The 18429-nt window shown below is 70.2% G+C and carries 21 protein-coding genes; 13 read left to right on the top strand and 8 right to left on the bottom strand.

Going from position 1 to position 18429, the window contains the following annotated elements:
• The first annotated feature begins 90 nt into the window (after positions 1–90).
• A complete protein-coding gene (locus G6N56_RS24300; protein ID WP_085254195.1) occupies positions 91–1596 on the top strand; it encodes a DEAD/DEAH box helicase in 1506 nt (501 codons plus the stop codon).
• A 13-nt stretch (positions 1597–1609) separates the two neighbouring features.
• Positions 1610–2851, top strand: coding sequence for an Rv3212 family protein (locus G6N56_RS24295; protein ID WP_085254196.1), 1242 nt, complete (start codon positions 1610–1612; stop codon positions 2849–2851).
• 77 nt (positions 2852–2928) lie between these two features.
• Here G6N56_RS24295 and G6N56_RS24290 read toward each other — a convergent pair whose 3' ends face one another.
• Entirely contained in the window at positions 2929–3729 is an 801-nt protein-coding gene (locus tag G6N56_RS24290; protein WP_085254197.1) for a ParA family protein, read from the bottom strand.
• A 76-nt stretch (positions 3730–3805) separates the two neighbouring features.
• On the opposite strand from G6N56_RS24290, the gene G6N56_RS24285 reads away from it, so the two are divergent.
• The 3 genes from G6N56_RS24285 to G6N56_RS24275 are packed head-to-tail and all read left to right on the top strand — an operon-like array spanning position 3806 to position 6008.
• Positions 3806–4417: an acid phosphatase gene (locus G6N56_RS24285; RefSeq protein WP_085254198.1), complete on the top strand. Its 612-nt coding sequence runs from the start codon at positions 3806–3808 to the stop codon at positions 4415–4417.
• The gene (locus tag G6N56_RS24280; protein WP_085254199.1) at positions 4414–5529 is read left to right on the top strand and encodes an isochorismate synthase; all 1116 of its coding nucleotides are present in this window, start codon (positions 4414–4416) and stop codon (positions 5527–5529) included. The genes G6N56_RS24285 and G6N56_RS24280 overlap by 4 nt, the downstream gene beginning before the upstream one ends.
• A 50-nt stretch (positions 5530–5579) precedes the next feature.
• Complete coding sequence (locus G6N56_RS24275; RefSeq protein WP_142280454.1) at positions 5580–6008, top strand: GNAT family N-acetyltransferase; 429 nt, start codon at positions 5580–5582, stop codon at positions 6006–6008.
• Here the strand turns inward: G6N56_RS24275 and G6N56_RS24270 are convergent.
• Positions 5960–6421 carry a hypothetical protein gene (locus tag G6N56_RS24270; protein WP_142280447.1) on the bottom strand — a complete coding sequence of 154 codons (462 nt, stop codon included), beginning with the start codon at positions 6419–6421 and terminating at the stop codon, positions 5960–5962. The genes G6N56_RS24275 and G6N56_RS24270 overlap by 49 nt on opposite strands.
• Before the next feature lie 69 nt (positions 6422–6490).
• Here G6N56_RS24270 and G6N56_RS24265 point away from each other — a divergent pair, with 69 nt between their 5' ends.
• A complete protein-coding gene (locus G6N56_RS24265; RefSeq protein WP_085254201.1) occupies positions 6491–7465 on the top strand; it encodes a diacylglycerol/lipid kinase family protein in 975 nt (324 codons plus the stop codon).
• 269 nt (positions 7466–7734) lie between these two features.
• Positions 7735–7989 carry a transcriptional regulator WhiB1 gene (gene whiB1, locus G6N56_RS24260; RefSeq protein WP_085254202.1) on the top strand — a complete coding sequence of 85 codons (255 nt, stop codon included), beginning with the start codon at positions 7735–7737 and terminating at the stop codon, positions 7987–7989.
• A gap of 58 nt (positions 7990–8047) precedes the next feature.
• On the opposite strand, the gene G6N56_RS24255 is transcribed toward whiB1, so the two are convergent.
• Together G6N56_RS24255 and G6N56_RS24250 are read right to left on the bottom strand one after the other, a co-directional pair.
• Positions 8048–9562, bottom strand: coding sequence for a sensor histidine kinase (locus tag G6N56_RS24255; protein ID WP_085254203.1), 1515 nt, complete (start codon positions 9560–9562; stop codon positions 8048–8050).
• Between the two features lie 49 nt (positions 9563–9611).
• Positions 9612–9827, bottom strand: a complete 216-nt coding sequence (locus tag G6N56_RS24250; protein ID WP_073876250.1) for a biotin/lipoyl-binding carrier protein — start codon at positions 9825–9827, stop codon at positions 9612–9614.
• Positions 9828–10018: 191 nt separating this feature from the next.
• On the opposite strand from G6N56_RS24250, the gene G6N56_RS29900 reads away from it, so the two are divergent.
• On the top strand, positions 10019–10093 hold the full coding sequence (locus G6N56_RS29900) for a 50S ribosomal protein bL37 (protein ID WP_003416889.1): 75 nt from the start codon (positions 10019–10021) through the stop codon (positions 10091–10093).
• A 24-nt stretch (positions 10094–10117) separates the two neighbouring features.
• Here G6N56_RS29900 and rsrA read toward each other — a convergent pair whose 3' ends face one another.
• Positions 10118–10420 (bottom strand): mycothiol system anti-sigma-R factor, encoded by a 303-nt coding sequence (gene rsrA, locus G6N56_RS24245; protein WP_085254204.1) that lies wholly within the window; start codon positions 10418–10420, stop codon positions 10118–10120.
• Positions 10417–11184, bottom strand: a complete 768-nt coding sequence (locus G6N56_RS24240) for a sigma-70 family RNA polymerase sigma factor (protein ID WP_232069142.1) — start codon at positions 11182–11184, stop codon at positions 10417–10419. Before G6N56_RS24240 ends, rsrA begins: the two co-directional genes overlap by 4 nt.
• A gap of 189 nt (positions 11185–11373) precedes the next feature.
• Here G6N56_RS24240 and G6N56_RS24235 point away from each other — a divergent pair, with 189 nt between their 5' ends.
• Both G6N56_RS24235 and G6N56_RS24230 read left to right on the top strand, forming a co-directional pair.
• Positions 11374–12222 carry an SDR family oxidoreductase gene (locus G6N56_RS24235; protein WP_085254206.1) on the top strand — a complete coding sequence of 283 codons (849 nt, stop codon included), beginning with the start codon at positions 11374–11376 and terminating at the stop codon, positions 12220–12222.
• Between the two features lie 13 nt (positions 12223–12235).
• The gene (locus G6N56_RS24230) at positions 12236–12721 is read left to right on the top strand and encodes an aminoacyl-tRNA deacylase (protein ID WP_085254207.1); all 486 of its coding nucleotides are present in this window, start codon (positions 12236–12238) and stop codon (positions 12719–12721) included.
• Between the two features lie 206 nt (positions 12722–12927).
• Here G6N56_RS24230 and G6N56_RS24225 read toward each other — a convergent pair whose 3' ends face one another.
• Positions 12928–13803, bottom strand: a complete 876-nt coding sequence (locus G6N56_RS24225) for a 3-hydroxyacyl-CoA dehydrogenase family protein (RefSeq protein ID WP_085254208.1) — start codon at positions 13801–13803, stop codon at positions 12928–12930.
• Between the two features lie 155 nt (positions 13804–13958).
• On the opposite strand from G6N56_RS24225, the gene G6N56_RS24220 reads away from it, so the two are divergent.
• Entirely contained in the window at positions 13959–15314 is a 1356-nt protein-coding gene (locus G6N56_RS24220; protein WP_085254281.1) for a PE domain-containing protein, read from the top strand.
• A 5-nt stretch (positions 15315–15319) separates the two neighbouring features.
• On the opposite strand, the gene G6N56_RS24215 is transcribed toward G6N56_RS24220, so the two are convergent.
• Positions 15320–16081 (bottom strand): SOS response-associated peptidase, encoded by a 762-nt coding sequence (locus G6N56_RS24215; RefSeq protein ID WP_085254282.1) that lies wholly within the window; start codon positions 16079–16081, stop codon positions 15320–15322.
• Positions 16082–16136: 55 nt separating this feature from the next.
• Here G6N56_RS24215 and aroA point away from each other — a divergent pair, with 55 nt between their 5' ends.
• On the top strand, positions 16137–17432 hold the full coding sequence (aroA, locus tag G6N56_RS24210) for a 3-phosphoshikimate 1-carboxyvinyltransferase (protein ID WP_232069141.1): 1296 nt from the start codon (positions 16137–16139) through the stop codon (positions 17430–17432).
• Positions 17429–18415, top strand: a complete 987-nt coding sequence (rsgA, locus tag G6N56_RS24205) for a ribosome small subunit-dependent GTPase A (RefSeq protein WP_085254210.1) — start codon at positions 17429–17431, stop codon at positions 18413–18415. The genes aroA and rsgA overlap by 4 nt, the downstream gene beginning before the upstream one ends.
• The last annotated feature ends 14 nt before the right edge of the window (positions 18416–18429 follow it).

Here is an 18429-nt window from a genome sequence, read left to right as displayed (position 1 = left end):
TTTCGGAGTCGGAACTCGTGCGCGCGTGAACCGCGACCGAGAAAACACCGATACACGACGGAACGTCACCGAAAGGTTTCCCACCCCCATATGACCGCAACAAATACGACTGAACTCAGCTTTGCCGAACTCGGCGTCCGCGACGAAATCGTGCGCGCGCTGGCCGAAAAGGGCATCGAGCATCCCTTTGCCATCCAGGAACTCACCCTGCCGATGGCCCTGGCCGGTGACGACGTGATCGGCCAGGCCCGCACCGGCATGGGCAAGACCTTTGCCTTCGGGGTGCCGCTGCTGCAGCGCGTCACCAACGGCGAGCGGCCGCTGACTGGTGCGCCGCGCGCGCTGGTCGTGGTGCCCACCCGTGAGCTTTGCATGCAGGTGACCGAGGACCTGGCCACCGCCGCCAAGTATCTGACCGCCGAAGACGGCCGACCGCTGTCGGTGGTGTCCATCTACGGCGGGCGGGCCTACGAGCCGCAGATCGAGGCGCTGCGCGCCGGCGCCGACGTGGTGGTGGGCACTCCGGGCAGGTTGCTCGACCTCGCCCAGCAGGGCCACCTGCAGCTCGGCGGGCTCTCGATGCTGGTGCTCGACGAGGCCGACGAGATGCTCGACCTGGGCTTCCTGCCGGACATCGAGCGCATCCTGCGCCAGATCCCCACCGACCGGCAGGCGATGCTGTTCTCGGCGACCATGCCGGGACCGATCATCACGCTGGCCCGCACGTTCATGAACCAGCCGACCCACATCCGCGCCGAGGCGCCCCATTCGTCGGCCGTGCACGACAAGACGGAGCAGTTCGTCTACCGTGCCCACGCGCTGGACAAGGTCGAGCTGGTCAGCCGCGTGCTGCAGGCCGAGGGCCGCGGCGCGACCATGATCTTCACCCGCACCAAGCGCACCGCCCAGAAGGTCGCCGACGAGCTGGCCGAGCGGGGCTTCAAGGTCGGCGCCGTGCACGGCGACCTGAACCAGGTCGCCCGGGAAAAGGCGCTCAAGGCGTTCCGCGCCGGCGACATCGACGTGCTGGTGGCCACCGACGTGGCCGCCCGCGGCATCGACATCGACGACGTCACCCACGTCGTCAACTACCAGATCCCCGAGGACGAGCAGGCCTACGTGCACCGCATCGGGCGTACCGGGCGGGCCGGCAAGACCGGTGTCGCGGTCACCCTCGTCGACTGGGACGAGCTGCCCCGCTGGACGATGATCGACAAGGCGCTGGGACTCGACACCCCCGAGCCTGCCGAGACGTACTCCAACTCGCCGCACCTGTACGCCGAACTCGGCATCCCCGCCGAGGCGCGCGGCAGCGTCGGCTCACCGCGCGGCACGCAGACCAAGCGTCGTGACGACGGCCGGGACGGCCAGGCGGAGAAGTCGGACAAGCCGGCCCGGAAGCGCTCCGGCACCCGGCGCCGCACGCGGGGCGGCCAGCCCGTTACCGCGCACCCCGCCGGCAACGCGGCGGCCGGCCCCGCCACCGGCGAGCCCACCGCCGAGGCCGCGTCGAGCTCCCCGTCGGCCAATCCCGGCGCCAGCCGGCGCCGTCGCCGGCGCCGCAAGCCGGCTGAAGCCAGCGCGCCCGCCAACTAGCGCGCGCCGAGGCATGGTCAAGCCCGAACGCCGGACCAAGGGCGACATCGCCGCCGCCGCGGCGATCGCGGTCGCCGTCGCGGCGGCCGCGTCGCTGATCTGGTGGACCAGCGACGCGCGGGCCACCATCAGCCGGCCGGCCGCCGTCCCGGCGCCCAACCCGACCACCGCCCGGGAAGTGCCGGCCACCCTGCATCAGCTGTGGAGCGCGGCCAGCCCCGCGACCACCACCCCGGTCGTGGTGGGCGGGACGCTCGCCACCGGCGACGGCCGCCGGGTCGACGGTCGCGACCCCGGCACCGGGCAATCCCGCTGGAGCTACGCCCGTGACACCGACCTGTGCGGCCTGTCCTGGGTGTACCACTACGCGATCGCGGTCTTCCGCGACGACCGCGGGTGCGGCCAGGCCAGCGCGCTCGACGCGTCCACCGGACGCCGCGGACCCGCCCGCAGCAGCTACGCCGACCCGCGCGTGCGGCTCTCCTCTGACGGCACGACCGTGCTGTCGGTGGGCGCCACCCGTCTGGAGCTGTGGCGCTCGGACCTGGTCCGGATGATGTCGTACGGCGAGACCGACGCGCGGGTCAAGCCGTCCGCGCGGGGTCTGCACTCCGGGTGCACCCTGGTCTCGGCCGCGGCCAGCTCGTCGGCGGTCTCGGTGCTCGAAAGCTGCGGAAACCAGGCGAACCTGCGGCTGGTGCTGTTGCGGCCGGGCAAGGACGACGACGAACCCCAGCAGCAGATCGTCCCGGAGCCCGGCATCCCGGCCGATTCGGGGGCCCGGGTGCTGGCCGTCTGGGAGAGCAACACGGCGGTCTATCTGCCCGGAATCCCCGGCGCGCAGGCCGGGAGCCCGGCCGCCCAGCCCCGCGTCGACGTGATCGACGGGACCGGCACAACGCTGTCGAGCACGCTGCTGCCCAAGCCGCCGTCGCAGTCGGTGGTGTCTCAGTCCGGCAGCCTCGTGACCTGGTGGACCGGCGACTCGGTGATGGTGTTCGACGCGAACAACCTGACGCTTCGCTACACCATCGCCGCGGGCCAGACGACGGCGCCGCTGGGGCCGGGGGTCATGATGGCCGGCCGGCTGCTCGTGCCGGTGACCGGTGCGATCGGCGTCTACGACCCGATCAGCGGCGTCAACGAGCGCTATCTCCCGGTGGACCGGGCGCCGAGTACCGCGGCCGTGGTGCCGGCCGTGTCGGGGTCCCGGGTGTTCGAGCAGCGCGGCGACACCGTCGTGGCGCTCGGCTGACCTTTCTCTGCCGAGCAGACGCAAGATCGTCCGAAACCGGCCGTCTTCGTGCGAGTTTGTGTCTGCTCGCGCCGGAACTACGCCTCGACGGCGAACGTCGGCAGCGGTTTGCCGGTCTTCCAGTGTTTGAGCAGCGCCTTCGCCAGCTCGCCGTAGGCGGACGCGCCCTTGTTCTTGCGCCCGGACATCACCGACGCGCCCGAGGCGCTGGCCTCGGCGAAGCGCACCGTGCGCGGGATCGGCGGGGCGAGCACGGGCAGGTCGTAGCGGTCGGCGACGTCGAGCAGCACGTCGCGGGTGTGGGTGGTGCGGGAGTCGTACAGCGTCGGCAGCGCGCCCAGCATCCGCAGGTCGGGGTTGGTGATCTGCTGGACGTCGGCGACGGTGCGAAGGAATTGGCCGACCCCGCGGTGGGCGAGGGTTTCGCACTGCAGGGGCACGATGACCTCGTCGGCCGCCGTCAACCCGTTGAGGGTGAGCACGCCCAGCGACGGCGGGCAGTCGATGATGATGACGTCGAACTGGTCGGAGAGTTTCGCCAGCGCTCGCTTGAGCGCGTACTCGCGGCCGGCCCGCATCAGCAGCATCGCCTCCGCGCCCGCGAGGTCGATGTTGGCGGGCAGCAGCGTCATGCCCTCCATCGTGGTCACCAGCGCAGCGCTGGGCTCGACCTCACCGAGCAGGACCTCGTGGACGGACACCGGCAGCTTGTCGGGATCTTGACCGAGCGAGAAGGTCAGGCAACCCTGCGGATCCAGGTCGACGAGGAGCACCCGCCGTCCCTCGTCCGCAAAAGCCGCGCCCAGCGAGGCGACCGTCGTGGTCTTGGCCACGCCGCCTTTCTGGTTGGCAACCGCCAAAACCCGGGTCTTGTTCACAGTGCCATCCTGGCATGTTCCCCCGCCGCACGCGCCGGGCAGTGAGTCGGCATGTCGTCGGGCAGAATCAGTCGATATGGGCATACACGACCACCGGCTGGTGCTGCTCCGGCACGGCGAGACGGAATGGTCCAAGTCCGGCCAGCACACGGGCCGGACCGACCTCGAGCTCACCGACACCGGCCGGGTCCAGGCGGAGCTCGCCGGGCGCGTGCTGCGGGAACTGGACCTCGCCGACCCGCTGGTGGTCAGCAGCCCCCGCATCCGGGCCCTGACCACGGCCAAGCTGGCCGGGCTCGCCGTCGACGAGGTGTCGCCTCTGCTCGCCGAATGGGATTACGGCTCCTACGAGGGTCTGACGACTCCCCAAATCCAGGAATCGGTGCCGGATTGGCTGGTCTGGACGCACGGCTGCCCGGGCGGCGAAAGCGTGGCGCAGGTCAGCGACCGGGCCGATCGCGCCGTCGCGTTCGCGTTGGAGCACATGGCCTCGCGCGACGTGGTGTTCGTGGGCCACAGCCACTTCTCCCGTTCGGTGATCACGCGCTGGGTCGAGCTGCCGCTCGTCGAGGGCAGCCGCTTCTGGATGCTTGCCGGCTCCATCGCCGTGTGCGGTTTCGAGCACGGCGTGCGGCAGCTGTCCGCGCTCGGCCTGACCGCCACGCCGCAGGCGATCACGCCCGGGTGAGTAGTCCCGAGCAGCTCCGCACCGAGCCCCCGTTCGTACTGTGCGGGCCGGACCGGACCCTGACTGCCGACGGCGTGCGGCGACGCTACTCCGACGTGCGGGCCGCCCAGGCGGCGCTGCGCTCGGGATCGGCCTCAATCGTGTTGGGCGCCTTGCCCTTTGACGTTACCCGGCCGGCCGCACTGCTGACGCCGGACGCCGTGCGTGTGACCGCGGGGCCGCCGGACTGGCCGACGCGTCCGTCGCCGCCGGTGCGCATCGCCGCCGCCGTCCCGGCGCCGGCCGACTACCGCCGAATCGTCAGCCGGGCGCGAGACCAGCTGGCCGCGGCCGGCAGTCCGCTGAGCAAGGTGGTGCTGTCCCGCGCGCTGCGGCTGGCCGCCGACGCGCCACTGGACGCCCGCGTCATCCTGCGCCGGCTGGTTGCCGCGGACCCGGCGGCGTACGGCTACCTCGTCGACCTGACCGCGGCCGGCGAGGACTACGCGGGCGCGGCGCTGGTCGGCGCCAGCCCGGAACTCCTGGTCGCGCGCAGCGGTGACCGCGTCGTCTGCCAGCCCTTCGCCGGGTCGGCCCCGCGCGCCGCCGACCCGGAACTCGACGCCGCCAACGCGGCCGCCCTGGCGGGCTCGGCCAAGAACCGCCACGAGCACCGGCTGGTCATCGACAGCATGCGGGACGCGTTGGAGCCGCTGTGCGACGAGCTGACGATCGCGCCCGAGCCCCAATTGAGCCGCACCGCGGCGGTGTGGCATTTGTGCACGCCGATCAGCGGCCGGCTGCGCGAACCGTCAACCACCGCAGTCGATTTGGCGCTGGCGCTGCACCCCACCCCGGCGGTGGGCGGGGTGCCGACGAAGGCGGCGACCGAGCTGATCGCCGAGCTGGACGGTGACCGGGGTTTCTATGCGGGCGCGGTGGGCTGGTGTGACGCAGACGGCGACGGCCGTTGGGTGGTGTCCATCCGCTGCGCGCAATTGTCCGCGGACCGCCGCACCGCCCTCGCGCGCGCCGGCGGCGGCATTGTCGCGGAGTCCGATCCGGACGACGAAGTCGCGGAAACCACAACGAAGTTCGCAACAATACTGAAGGCGTTGGGTGTCCAGCCGTGAGCGCGCACATTCGCGGTGTCATTCCGCAGGACGCCGCCGATATCACCGACATGATCCACGCGCTGGCAGAATTCGAACACGCCGCCGATCAATGCACCGTCACGGAGACGCAACTCGCCGCCGCGCTTTTCGCCGAATCGCCCACGCTGCACGGGCATGTCGCGGAAATCGACGGCGAGATCGCCGCGATGGCGTTGTGGTTCACCAATTTCTCCACCTGGGACGGGGTCGCGGGCATCCACCTCGAGGACTTGTTCGTACGCCCCAGGTTTCGCCGTCTCGGCGTCGCCCGCGCTCTGCTGGCCACACTGGCGGGTGAATGCCTCGCCAAGGGCTACACCCGATTGTCGTGGGCGGTGCTGAACTGGAACTCCGACGCCATCGCGCTCTACGACGGTGTCGGCGGGGAGCCGCAGCGCGAGTGGACGACCTATCGGCTGTCGGGCGCCCGGTTGGCCGGGCTGGCCGGACCACCCTGACCGGCGGCCGCGGCCCAGCGCACCGCGGCCGGAGTGAACAGCAGGATCAAGACCGTCAGCGCGACCGCGGCGGCCGGGACGCCGGCGGCCGGTTGGTGCGAGCCCGTGACGAGATACCACGCCACCGGCAACAGCAGGAGTTGCGTGATGACGGCCAGCCCACGGCCCCAGCGCCTGCCGACCGTCAGCGCGCGCCCCGCCGCGAGCACCGCGGCGCCGACCAGAACGAAGAACGCTGCCGTCCCCAGCCCGTTGACGATGCGCTGGTCGGCCCCCGCGAGTCCCCGCACGCCCAGGATCACCGCGACGACCAGCGCGGCCGCGCCCTCGATCGCGACGATGACGCCCGCGGCGCGCACGGGGGCCGGCAGCGCGGGGTTCGTCGATCCGGCCGGATTGCGGGGCTGCGTCACAGCGCCAGCGTAGTTGGGCCCCCGGCTGCCACAGCGAGGCCATAACCGCCGCGCATAAGCTCGTGCATCATGCGCGCCGTGCTGATCGTCAATCCCACCGCCACCTCGACCACTGCGGCAGCCCGCGACCTGGTCGCGCACGCGCTCAAGAGCCGCCTGCAACTCACCGTCGAGCACACCACCCATCCCGGTCACGGCGCCGAGCTCGCGCGGGCCGCCGTCGCGGACGGGCTCGACCTGGTCGTCGTGCACGGCGGTGACGGCACCGTGAGCGGGGTGGTCAACGGTTTGCTGGGCCAGCCGGGTTCGACTCCGCCGGAGCGCATGCCCGCCGTCGCGGTGCTACCGGGCGGCTCGGCGAATGTGCTGGCGCGGTCGCTGGGCATCTCGACCGACCCCGTGGCCGCCACCAATCAGCTCATCCAATTGATCGACGACTACGGCCGTCACCAGGCGTGGCGCCGTATCGGGCTGATCGACTGCGGCGAGCGATGGGCGGTGCTCAACGCGGGGATGGGCGTGGACGCCGAGGTGGTGGCCGGGGTGGAGGCCCAGCGCGACAAAGGCGTCAAGGTCAACGCGCTGCGCTATTGGCGGGTGGCGGTGCCAACGACGGTGGCCTTCAGTCGCCGGGCACCGCGGCTGACGCTCGAACTGCCTGGGCGCGAGCCGGTCTCGGGTGTGCATTTTGTATGGGTGTCCAACACCAACCCGTGGACGTACAGCAACAACCGTGCATTGCGGCCCAACCCGGGCTGCAGCTTCGAAACCGGCCTAGGGGTGTTCGCCCTGACCAGCATGAAAATCTTTCCGACACTCCGAATGGTGGGACAGATCCTGTCGAAGCGGGGGAATCCGCATGGGGAGCAACTCATCCGCGACGACGATGTCGCGTGCGCTAGGGTCACCTGTCCAGGGGAGCCGATCGCCTGCCAGTTCGACGGCGACTACCTGGGCCTGCGGGGCGCCATGACGTTCCGGTCGGTTCCCGACCTGCTCCCGGTGGTTGCGCCCCCGGCGAAAACGCGACGCGACCTGCGGTAACGCGCACACGAACCGGCCCCCGAGGAAAAAATTCCGGGAAGTAGTCGCTCAGTGTAGTACAACGGAGTAAGGGCTCGGCGACGAAACGGTCGAAGTGAGATAGCCCACGAGCGAACTCACGCTATTGACTTCTGTTGAGCCTGTGAAACGATCGAAAGGTTGCATGCAGAAATTTATGTAGGGGCACGGACCCTTTTCTAGTGCACGCTTAACAGCCGAAGAAAAATGGCCGTGCGCCTTGCTGCGCACTCAGTGAGGAGTAACAACGTATGGATTGGCGCCACAAGGCGGTCTGTCGCGACGAGGACCCCGAGCTGTTCTTCCCGGTAGGGAACAGCGGCCCGGCTCTCGCGCAGATTGCTGACGCGAAACTGATCTGCAATCGGTGCCCGGTGACCACAGATTGCCTGTCCTGGGCCCTGAACACGGGCCAGGACTCGGGCGTCTGGGGCGGCATGAGCGAAGACGAGCGGCGCGCGCTGAAGCGTCGCAACGCCCGGACGAAGGCCCGTAGCGGAGTCTGACCCAGTCAGCACACAGTGCGGCCCCGACATTCGTCGGGGCCGCACTGTTGCGTCTGGCCTACAGCAGCAACCGCGCCCGGCGGCCGATCGGAACCCGCAGCACCACGTCGGTGCCCTTGTTGCCTCCCGGGCCCGGGGCCTCGCGCATGCCCAACGTCCCGTCCAGCTCGGCCGACACCAGGGTCCGCACGATCTGCAGCCCCAGGCTGTCGGACTTGTCGAGGCTGAATCCCTCCGGCAGGCCGCGACCGTCGTCGTGCACGACGACGTCCAGCCAGCGCGCCGAGCGCTCGGCGCGGATGGTCACCGATCCCTCCGGGGCGCCCGGGTCGAAGGCATGCTCGATGGCGTTCTGCACCAGCTCGGTGATCACCATGATCAGGGCCGTCGCGCGGTCGGAGTCCAGGACGCCGAGGTCCCCGACGCGGTTGATCCTGATCGGCCGGTCCACCGACGCCACGTCGTTCATGATCGGCAGGATCCTGTCGATCACCTCGTCGAGGTTCACCTGCTCGTCCACCGACATCGACAGCGCGTCGTGGACCAGGGCGATCGACGACACCCGGCGCACCGACTCGATCAGGGCCTCGCGGCCCTCCACGTTGACCGTGCGGCGGGCCTGCAGGCGCAGCAGCGCCGCCACGGTCTGCAGGTTGTTCTTGACCCGGTGGTGGATCTCGCGGATCGTGGCGTCCTTGGAGATCAGCGCCCGGTCGCGGCGCTTCACCTCCGTGACGTCGCGGATCAGCACCGCCGCACCGGCGCTGACGCCCTTGACGACCAGGGGCAGCGTACGCAGCAGCACCGTGGCGCCGCCCGCGTCGACCTCCATGCGCATGCTCTTCCCGCCGGCCAGCAGGTCGAGCACGTGTTCGGCCAGCTCCTGGGCCTCGAACGGGTCGGAGATCAGCGGCCGCGTCACCTTGATCAGGCTGCGGCCCTCCAGCTCGCTGGTCAGCCCCATGCGGTGGTAGGCGGACAGCGCGTTAGGGCTGGCGTAGGCGACGTCGCCGTTGACATCCAGCCGGATGAAGCCGTCGCCGACCCGCGGGGTGGAGCGCGACATGGCCACGTCCCGCACGTCGGGAAAGGTGCCCTCCGACAGCATGTGCACGAGATCCGTGGCGCAGTCGCGGTAGGCGGTCTCGAGGTGTCCGGACATGTGGTCGGCCGCGTGCGCGGTCTGGTGCCGGGTGAGCACCGCGACCACCTGGTCGCCGTAGCGAACCGGCGAGGCCTCGACGTGCTGGCCCGGCAGCGGCCACGACGGGTCGTGCGGGCCATGGTCTTCCAGCTTGGGGCTGCCGGAGGCGAAGGTTTCGGCGACGAGCGGCAGCCGGTCGGCGGCCACGACGCTGCTCACGGCGTCGGTCTGCAGCACCGTCGGCGCGGTCGTCGGCCGGCACTGCGCCACACACACCAGCGCGCCGTCGTCACGGCGGACCCACATCAGGTAGTCGGCGAAGGAGAGGTCGGCCAGCAGCTGCCACTCCCCTACCACCGCGTGCAGGTGGTCCACCGCGTTGCCCGGCAGGACCGTGTGTTCGGCGAGCAGATCACCGAGGGTCGACATCAACTACTCCCGAGTCGTTTTCCCGGCGCTGTGTGCCGGCGTGCAACCGCTAGCTGATGACGGCGATGAGGTCGCCCGCCTGGATGACATCGCCCACCGACACGCTGACCTTGCTGACCGTTCCGTCGACCTCGGCCAGGACGGGGATCTCCATCTTCATGGACTCCAACAGCACCACGACGTCGCCCTTGCCGATCTGGTCGCCCTCGCTGACTACGACTTCGAGCACGCTGGCCACGATCTCGGCCCGAACATCCTCGGCCATCTTCACCTCGTTTCGGCCATTTGCGCAGGCTGCCTGCGAATCCGTCTAACTCATGTATATCGAACCACAGCGCCGGTTCGGCTTCGCGCCGCGCGGGCCGTTGGCGAACCGTGGCATCTCACATGAGAGACTGGTGTCAAGCCAACGGGCGTCACCGCCCGGTGCCACGAACGATCAACGGAGGTTCCACCATGGCCAAGCGTGGCCGTAAGAAGCGCGACCGCAAGTACAGCAAGGCCAACCACGGCAAGCGCCCGAACAGCTAGCCACGCCGACCGGCCGGCCGGGCCCTAGTCCAGGCCGCGGACGATGCTGGTCCGCCGGATCTCCAGCCGGAGACGCTCCTTGAGCCCCTCGGGGGCCCGCTCGCCTCGGCATTTCGTGGCGATCAACGCCTTGATCCGCTCTTCGATCCCGTAGTGCTTGAAACATCCCGGGCACGCCTCGAGGTGTTGACGCAGCCTCTCCCGCGATTCGGGGGTGCACTCGCCGTCGAGCAGCGTCCATACCTCGGCGATCACCTCGGCACAGCCGACGCCGCCGTGGGCGTGGTCGTTGGGGCACCGCTCGGCCGGGTCCGCGAACTCGCTCATGACGACACCTCCTCGTGCGCCTGCTGACCACGGGTGAAACCCCGTTCCTTAGCGACGTCGGCCAGAAGGCCACGTAGCTGACGCCTGCCGCGGTGCAGCCGCGACATTACCGTCCCTATCGGCGTATCCATGATCTCGGCGATCTCCTTGTATGGGAAACCCTCGACATCGGCGTAGTACACGGCCATTCGGAACTCTTCGGGCAACGCCTGCAGCGCTTCCTTGATCTCCGTGTCCGGCAGCGCTTCGAGCGCCTCGACCTCGGCGGACCGCAAACCGGTGGAGGAATGCTCGGCGTTCGACGCCAGCTGCCAGTCGGTGATCTCCTCGGTGGGGTATTCCGACGGCTGGCGCTGCCTCTTGCGGTAGCTGTTGATGTACGTGTTGGTGAGGATCCGGTAGAGCCACGCCTTGAGGTTGGTGCCGGCCCGGAACGAGCGGAAGCCCGCGTAGGCCTTGACCATGGTCTCCTGCAGCAGGTCTTCGGCGTCGGCGGGATTGCGCGTCATGCGCAGCGCTCCGCCGTAGAGCTGGTCGAGCAGGGGGATCGCGTCCCGCTCGAAACGCGCCGTCAGTTCCGCGTCCGTCTCCTGCGGTGCGGGCTCGGGAATCTCCGTTCCTGCCGCACCGTCGTGGGCAGGATCAGGGCCATGCTCAGAGTCGGCCATTTCGATTAACCCGGTCCCTTCTGCTGCGGTGTCGCCGGACGGCAACGCGATCGCCGTCGGGCTCGCAAGGAGGCATGCCAACTCCTCGGTGCCCATCGAGCTGCCCCGTAGGGCCGTCGCCGTTGACACCAGACTGCTCCTCCCAATCTAGAGGCAGCCCACGACAGTGTCTGCCCGGGATTGCCACCGCATCTGTATTAGAGACCGATTTCATCAACAGCGTCAGCCGACGCGCTATTTCCAGGGCGCAATCGGCGCCGGCCCGGCGGGCGTTAGGGTGACGCCATGTCCCTGAACGGCAAGACCATGTTCATCTCCGGAGCCAGCCGCGGCATCGGCCTCGCGATCGCCAAACGGGCCGCGCAAGACGGCGCCAACATCGCGCTGATCGCGAAGACCGCCGAGCCCCACCCGAAGCTGCCGGGCACCGTGTACACCGCAGCCAAGGAGCTGGAGGAGGCGGGCGGGCAGGCCTTGCCGATCGTCGGGGACGTCCGCGACCCCGACTCGGTCGAGTCCGCCGTCGCCAAGACCGTCGAACAGTTCGGCGGCATCGACATCTGCGTGAACAACGCGTCGGCGATCAACCTGGGGTCGATCACCGAAGTGCCGATGAAGCGCTTCGACCTGATGAACGGCATCCAGGTGCGCGGGACCTACGCCGTGTCCCAGGCATGCATCCCGCACCTGAAGGGCAGCGAGAACCCGCACATCCTGACGCTCTCGCCGCCCGTGCTGCTGGAGAGCAAGTGGCTGAAGCCGACCGCCTACATGATGGCCAAGTTCGGCATGACGCTGTGCGCCCTGGGGATCGCCGAAGAGATGCGCGCCGACGGCATCGCGTCGAACACGCTGTGGCCGCGCACCCTGGTCGCCACCGCCGCCGTGCAGAACCTGCTCGGCGGCGACGAGGCGATGGGCCGCGCGCGCAAGCCCGAGATCTACTCCGATGCGGCGTACGTCATCCTCAACAAGCCGTCGAAGGAGTACACCGGCAACATGCTGCTGTGCGAGGACGTCCTGCTGGAGTCTGGCGTCGAGGACTTGTCGGTCTACAACTGCGTGCCGGGTGGAGAGCTGGGCGTCGACTTCTGGGTCGACGGCGTCAATCCGCCGGGCTACACCGGCCCCTAGTCGGGCAACCGCCGTGCCTCGCGCCGCGACGCCCGCGCTGGCCGCGTTGGCGAAAGCCGGTGTGCCGCACGAGGTCGTCAAGTTCGGGCACGACCCCCGCGAACGCTCGTTCGGCGCGGAGGCGGTCCATGCGCTGGCGGAACGCGGCATCGCCCCCGAGCAGATCTTCAAGACCCTGCTGGTCGCGGTGCCGAACGGCCTGGCCGTCGCGGTGCTGCCGGTGCCGGCCCGACTCTCGCTGAAGGCGGCCGCGACCGGGCTGGGGGTCGCGAAAGCCGACATGGCCGATCCCGCGGCCGCCGAGCGCGCCACCGGTTACATCGTCGGCGCCATGTCGCCGCTCGGGCAGCGCAAAACGCTGCCCACCGTCGTCGACTCGTCGGCGCTCGGCTGGGAGCGGGTGTACTGCAGCGCCGGCCGACGTGGCTGGGATGTCGGCGTCGCGCCGCACGACCTGATCCGGCTGACCGGCGCGACGACCGCGGATCTCCGGGCCTAGGCCGCTCCCCCGTTCGCGGGCGTAACGCCACGGCGAAAACGCGACCGATTTTTCGCCGTGGCGTTACGCTCGCGCCGCGGTGTTCGCCGCAGGGCCGGGTGCGAAGGCCACGACGCCGGGCAACTGGAACGACTCTGGTGCGTGCCGGATCGCGTGACCGCCGGCAGCTGGCGCCTGGTGCTGAGCAACTGACACCCGCGCGCCGTTCACGGCGCCGGGTATTTGTAGAACCCCTCGCCCGTCTTGACGCCCAGCTTCCCGGCGTCGACGTAGGACTCCAGCAACTCCCGCACGTGGCCGGGCAGGTACGGGAACTCCTCGGCGTAGTGGTTCTCGATGTCGAGCACCACGTCGAGGCCGACGAGGTCCATCATCTGAAACGGCCCGGCCGCCACGCCCCAGTTGACCCTGAACATGCCGTCGACGTCCTCGGGGCCGGCGACACCCTCGGCGACCACGGCCAGCGACTCCCGCTTGATGGCCGCCCAGATGCGGTTGAAGATGAAGCCGGTGGACTCGCGGCGCGCCTCGAAGGGGTGGACGCCGAACTTGGGCAGCACCGCGAGCAGCGTGTCGAGCAGGCCGCGGTCGGTCTCTCCGTCGGACATCAGATCGACGGCGTTGACCTCCGGCGGCATGTAGAAATGCGTGTTGCACAGCCGCCGTTTGTCGCGCACGCTCTGCGCCAGCAGCCGCGACGGGAACGACGACGAGTTGGTGCCGAAGATGGTGCCGGGTGGGGCGGCCCGGTCGATCTGGCCCCAGAGCGGAACCTTGACGTCGAGCCTTTCCGGCACGGATTCGATTGCGAGCCAAGCATTGTCCAATGCCTCCTCGAGCGAGCTCGTCTCGACCACGCTGCCGATCTCGCCGAATCCCCTGGACTGCACCAGTCTTGGCAGGGTCTCGGTCACATACCGGCTCGCGGCGGCCAATTGTTCGGCGCGACGCGCGAAGATCCGGACCGTCCCACCGCGGCTGGCGAACATCAGCGCGATCCGTCGTCCCAGCGTGCCCGCCCCGATAATGGCGACGGGACGGGTGCGGATGTCGTCGAACGTGTACGCGTACGAACCGGTCACCCACGCATGTTACGGTCGCGCCGCCGATTCACCGCCCAAAAGGCCCTCGCGAGAACGCGGATTGACCTACCGTGTGGCTGCCACCAATGGCCACCGATTCGGACGAGCGCCGAATAACCGGATGGCCGGAGGTCTTTAGCCGCGGGGGTGGGGCGATGTCTTTTGTGAATGTGGCGCCGGAATTGTTGGAGACGGCGGCCTCCGATGCGGCGCAGATCGGCTCGGCCGTCGGGGCGGGCAACCTGGCCGCGCTCATCCCGACGACCGAGCTGGCGACGGCGGGCGCCGACGAGGTGTCGGCCGCGATCACGGCGGTGTTCGGCGCGCACGCCCAGCAGTATCAGGCGGCGGCGGCACAGGCGGCGACGTATTACGAGCAGTTCGTCCAAAGCCTGAGCGCCGCGGCGGGCGCGTATACCGCCACGGAGGCGAGTATCGCCACCGGGCTGCAGGCGTTCGCCAACGATCCGCTCCGCGCCGTCGGCGAAGCCTGGGTCGGCAGCCCGCTGGGCCGGGTGCTCGATCCCCTCATCAATGCGCCCACCGATGTGCTGCTCGGGCGCGATCTGATCGGAAACAGCGCCATCGGGAGGGCGCCTCCCGCCACCCAGATCGTCATCGACTTCGTGCGACACGGGCAGTCGGTCGGCAACGCGATGGGCTTCATCGACACCGCGGTGCCCGGGACGGGGCTCACCGCGCTCGGCGAGCAGCAGGCCCAGGCCATCGCCGCCGTCCTCGGCGGACGGGGCCCCTTCGCCGGAATCTTCTCCTCGCAGTTGCTCCGCGCGCAGGAGACCGCCGCGCCGCTGGCCGGCATGCTCGCCGTGCCGGCCCTGCCCGGCCTCAACGAGATCGACGCCGGCATCTTCAGCAGCTTCCCGGAGATCCCCGCGGGCCTCCTCTACATCCCGGCCCCGCTGGCGTGGACGCTCGGATTCCCCCTCGTGCCGATGCTGACGCCGGGATCCGTCCACTTCGACGGCGTGGTGTTCGACCAGGGCTTCACCAATGCGCTGCAGACGATGTACTCGACCGCGATGGCGAACCCGGTGGTCGCGCAGAGCGGCCACATCACCGACGTCGCGTTCTCCAGCGAGTTCGCGATCGAGGTCGGCACGCTGATGAACGTCAAGAATCCCGACCTTCTGCTGATGCTGACACACCCGCTGTCCAACACCGGCGTCGTCGTCGTGCAGGGCGACCCACAGGACGGCTGGAACCTGGTCAGCTGGGACGGGGTGCCCGTCGCGCCGGCGTCCTTGCCCACCCAGCTGTTCGTAGACGTGCGCGATCTGGTCACGGCGCCGCAGTTCGCGGCCTACCACAGTTGGCAGTCGATGTTCACCGGGGATCTCACCGCGATCGCGACCTCGATCCGGGACGGCATCGACGAGGTCGGCAACGCGGCGCTGAACTTCCCCGGCGCGGTCACCCACGACCTGGTCGGCGCCCTCGGCGCCGGATCGGGGGTCTCTGCGCACCCGATCATCGACGTGGCCGCGCTGTAACCGCCCTACAGCAGCCGCGCCTGCTCGGGTTGCGGTTCGGCCGGCTCGACCAGTTCCGGGCCGTTGTTGCGGACGTTGTTGACCAGTGTCGACACCTCGCGCATGCCGATGCCGCGCACGTCGGGCGGGCGGGCCAGCAGCTCCTCGTCGACCGGGGCGTCCGGGTCGAGCCAGCGATCCCAGTCGCTCTCCGGCACCACCAGCGGCATCCGGTCGTGGATCTCGCCGAGCCGGCCGGGCGCGTCGGTGGTGATGATCGTGCAACTGAGCAGCGGCTGCCCCTCCTTGGTCGGCCGCCAGACCGACCACAGGCCCGCCATGAACAACGGCTCCCCGTCCTCGCGGTACATGAAAAACGGCGTCTTGCGGGATTTCTTCCCCGCCTCCGCGTCGTTCACGCGCCACTCGTAGTAGCCGTCCATGGGGATCAGGCACCGCTTCGACTTCGCGCTGGAGCGAAACGCGGGCGAGGTGGTGACCTTGTCGGCGCGCGCGTTGATCAGCATCGGCCCTTTCGCCTCGGGCGCGCCGTCGGCACCGGCCTTCGCCCACGGGGGGACGAGACCCCAGCGCATGAGCCGCACCCGCCGCGTCGGCTCGTCGTCGGGCTCGGCGTGCCTGCTGACCACGGTCGCGATGCTCGTGGTCGGGGCCACGTTGTAGTTCGGGGCGCCGGCGTTCGGCGCCGTCGCGGTGGCCTCGTCGATCGCCTTGATCTTCTGGGCCAGTAGGGCCGGGTCGGTGGTGACCGCGAAACGTCCGCACATGGCTTCCATCGTGCCGAATACCCATGACACTCGCCGACACGGCAGGATTAGGCGCGTGAGCACCGAACCCTGGGCCGCCCCCCGCGCCACGGCACCGGTGCATGCCACCGTGACGGTCCCGGGCTCGAAGTCGCAGACGAATCGGGCGCTGGTGCTGGCCGCGCTCGCGGCGGCGGGCGGAGGCACGTCGACCGTCGGCGGGGCGCTGCGCAGCCGCGACACCGACCTGATGATCGCGGCGCTGCGCACGCTTGGGCTGCGCGTCGACGGCACCGGGCCGGAGTTGACCGTCGGCGGCCGCATCGCGCCGGGGCCCGACGCCCGGGTGGACTGCGGCCTCGCCGGCACCGTGCTGCGCTTCGTTCCCCCGCTGGCCGCGCTCGCCGACGCGGTGGTCGAGTTCGACGGCGACGAGCAGGCCCGGGCGCGGCCGATCGCCCCCCTACTCGAGGCACTGCGCGGCCTCGGCGTCCGCATCGACGGCGACGGCCTGCCGTTCCGCGTGCGGGGCGGCGGCTCGGTCGCCGGCGGCACCGTCGCGATCGACGCCTCGGCGTCGTCACAGTTCGTGTCGGGACTGCTGTTGTGCGCGCCGTCGTTCGCCAAGGGCCTGACCGTGCAGCACACCGGCGCGGAGCTGCCCTCGGCGCCGCACATCGCGATGACGGTGGCGATGCTGCGACAGGCCGGCGTGAACGTCGACGACTCGGTGCCCAACCGGTGGCGGGTGCAGGCCGGCCCGGTCGCGGCCCGGCACTGGGACGTCGAGCCCGACCTGACCAACGCCGTTCCGTTCCTGGCCGCGGCCGTGGTCACCGGCGGGACGGTCCGCATCACCGGCTGGCCGGCGGCCAGCGTGCAACCCGCCGACCACATCCTGGAGGTCCTGGGCAAGCTGAATGCGGTTGTCACACAGGGTGACTCATACTTGGAGGTGACCGGTTCCGCGGGCTATGACGGCTTTGACGTCGACCTGCGCGCCGTCGGCGAGTTGACCCCGTCGGTGGCGGCGCTGGCGGCGCTGGCCAGCCCCGGATCGGTGTCGCGGCTGTCCGGGATCGCGCATCTGCGCGGCCACGAGACCGATCGACTCGCCGCGCTGCGGACCGAGATCAACCGGCTGGGCGGAAACTGCGCCGAGGCGCCAGACGGGCTGGTGATCACCGCGGCGCCACTGGGACCCGGCACCTGGCGCGCGTACGCGGACCACCGGATGGCGATGGCCGGCGCGATCGTCGGCCTGCGGGTGGCCGGCGTCCAGGTCGACGACATCGGTGCCACCAGTAAGACGCTGCCGGAGTTTCCGCGGCTGTGGGCCGACATGCTGGGCGATCCGGAGGCCACCGTTTGAGGCCTGGCGACTATGACGAGTCCGACGTCAAGATCCGCTCCGGACGGGGTTCGCGCCCGCGAACCAAGACCCGTCCCGGGCACGCCGACGCCGAACCCGCCATGGTGGTCAGTGTCGACCGCGGCCGCTGGGGCTGCGTGCTCGGCGGCAAGCCCGATCACCGCGTCACCGCGATGCGTGCCCGCGAGCTGGGCCGCACCCCCATCGTCGTCGGGGACGACGTCGACCTGGTCGGCGACCTGTCCGGACGGCCCGACACCCTGGCACGCATCGTGCGGCGCGGCGAGCGTCGAACGGTGTTGCGGCGCACCGCCGATGACACCGATCCGACCGAACGGGTGGTGGTGGCCAACGCCGACCAACTGTTGATCGTGGTGGCGCTGGCCGACCCGCCGCCCCGCACCGGCCTGGTCGACCGGGCCCTGATCGCCGCCTACGCCGGCGGGCTGGAACCCATCCTCTGCCTCACCAAGACGGACCTCGCCCCGCCCGAGCCGTTCGCCGAGCAGTTCGTCGACCTGGATCTGACGGTGGTCGTCGCGGGCCGCGACGATCCCCTGCTGGCGGTGGCCGACCTGCTGGTCGGCAAGATTACCGTGCTGCTCGGCCATTCCGGGGTCGGCAAGTCGACGTTGGTGAACCGCCTGGTGCCCGACGCGGCCCGGGCCGTGGGCGAGGTGACCGACATCGGCAGGGGCCGCCACACGTCGACCCAGTCGCTGGCTTTGCCGCTGGCCGGCTCGGGCTGGGTCATCGACACCCCGGGCATCCGCTCGTTCGGATTGGCGCACATCCAGCCCGACGACGTGCTGATGGCGTTCTCGGATCTGGCCGAGACGATCCAGGACTGCCCGCGCGGCTGCGGACACCTGGGCCCGCCCGCCGACCCCGAATGCGCGCTGGACGCGCTGTCCGGGCCGGCCGAGCGCCGCGTCGCCGCGGCCCGCCGGCTGCTGACGGCGCTGCGTTCGGCCGAGCCGTAATCGCCCTGAACGTG

The organism is Mycobacterium saskatchewanense, assembly GCF_010729105.1.
Taxonomy (GTDB): Bacteria; Actinomycetota; Actinomycetes; order Mycobacteriales; family Mycobacteriaceae; genus Mycobacterium; species Mycobacterium saskatchewanense.
The sequence above is the reverse complement of the archived record's forward strand: the minus strand, read 5'-3'. Positions and strand labels throughout refer to the sequence as shown.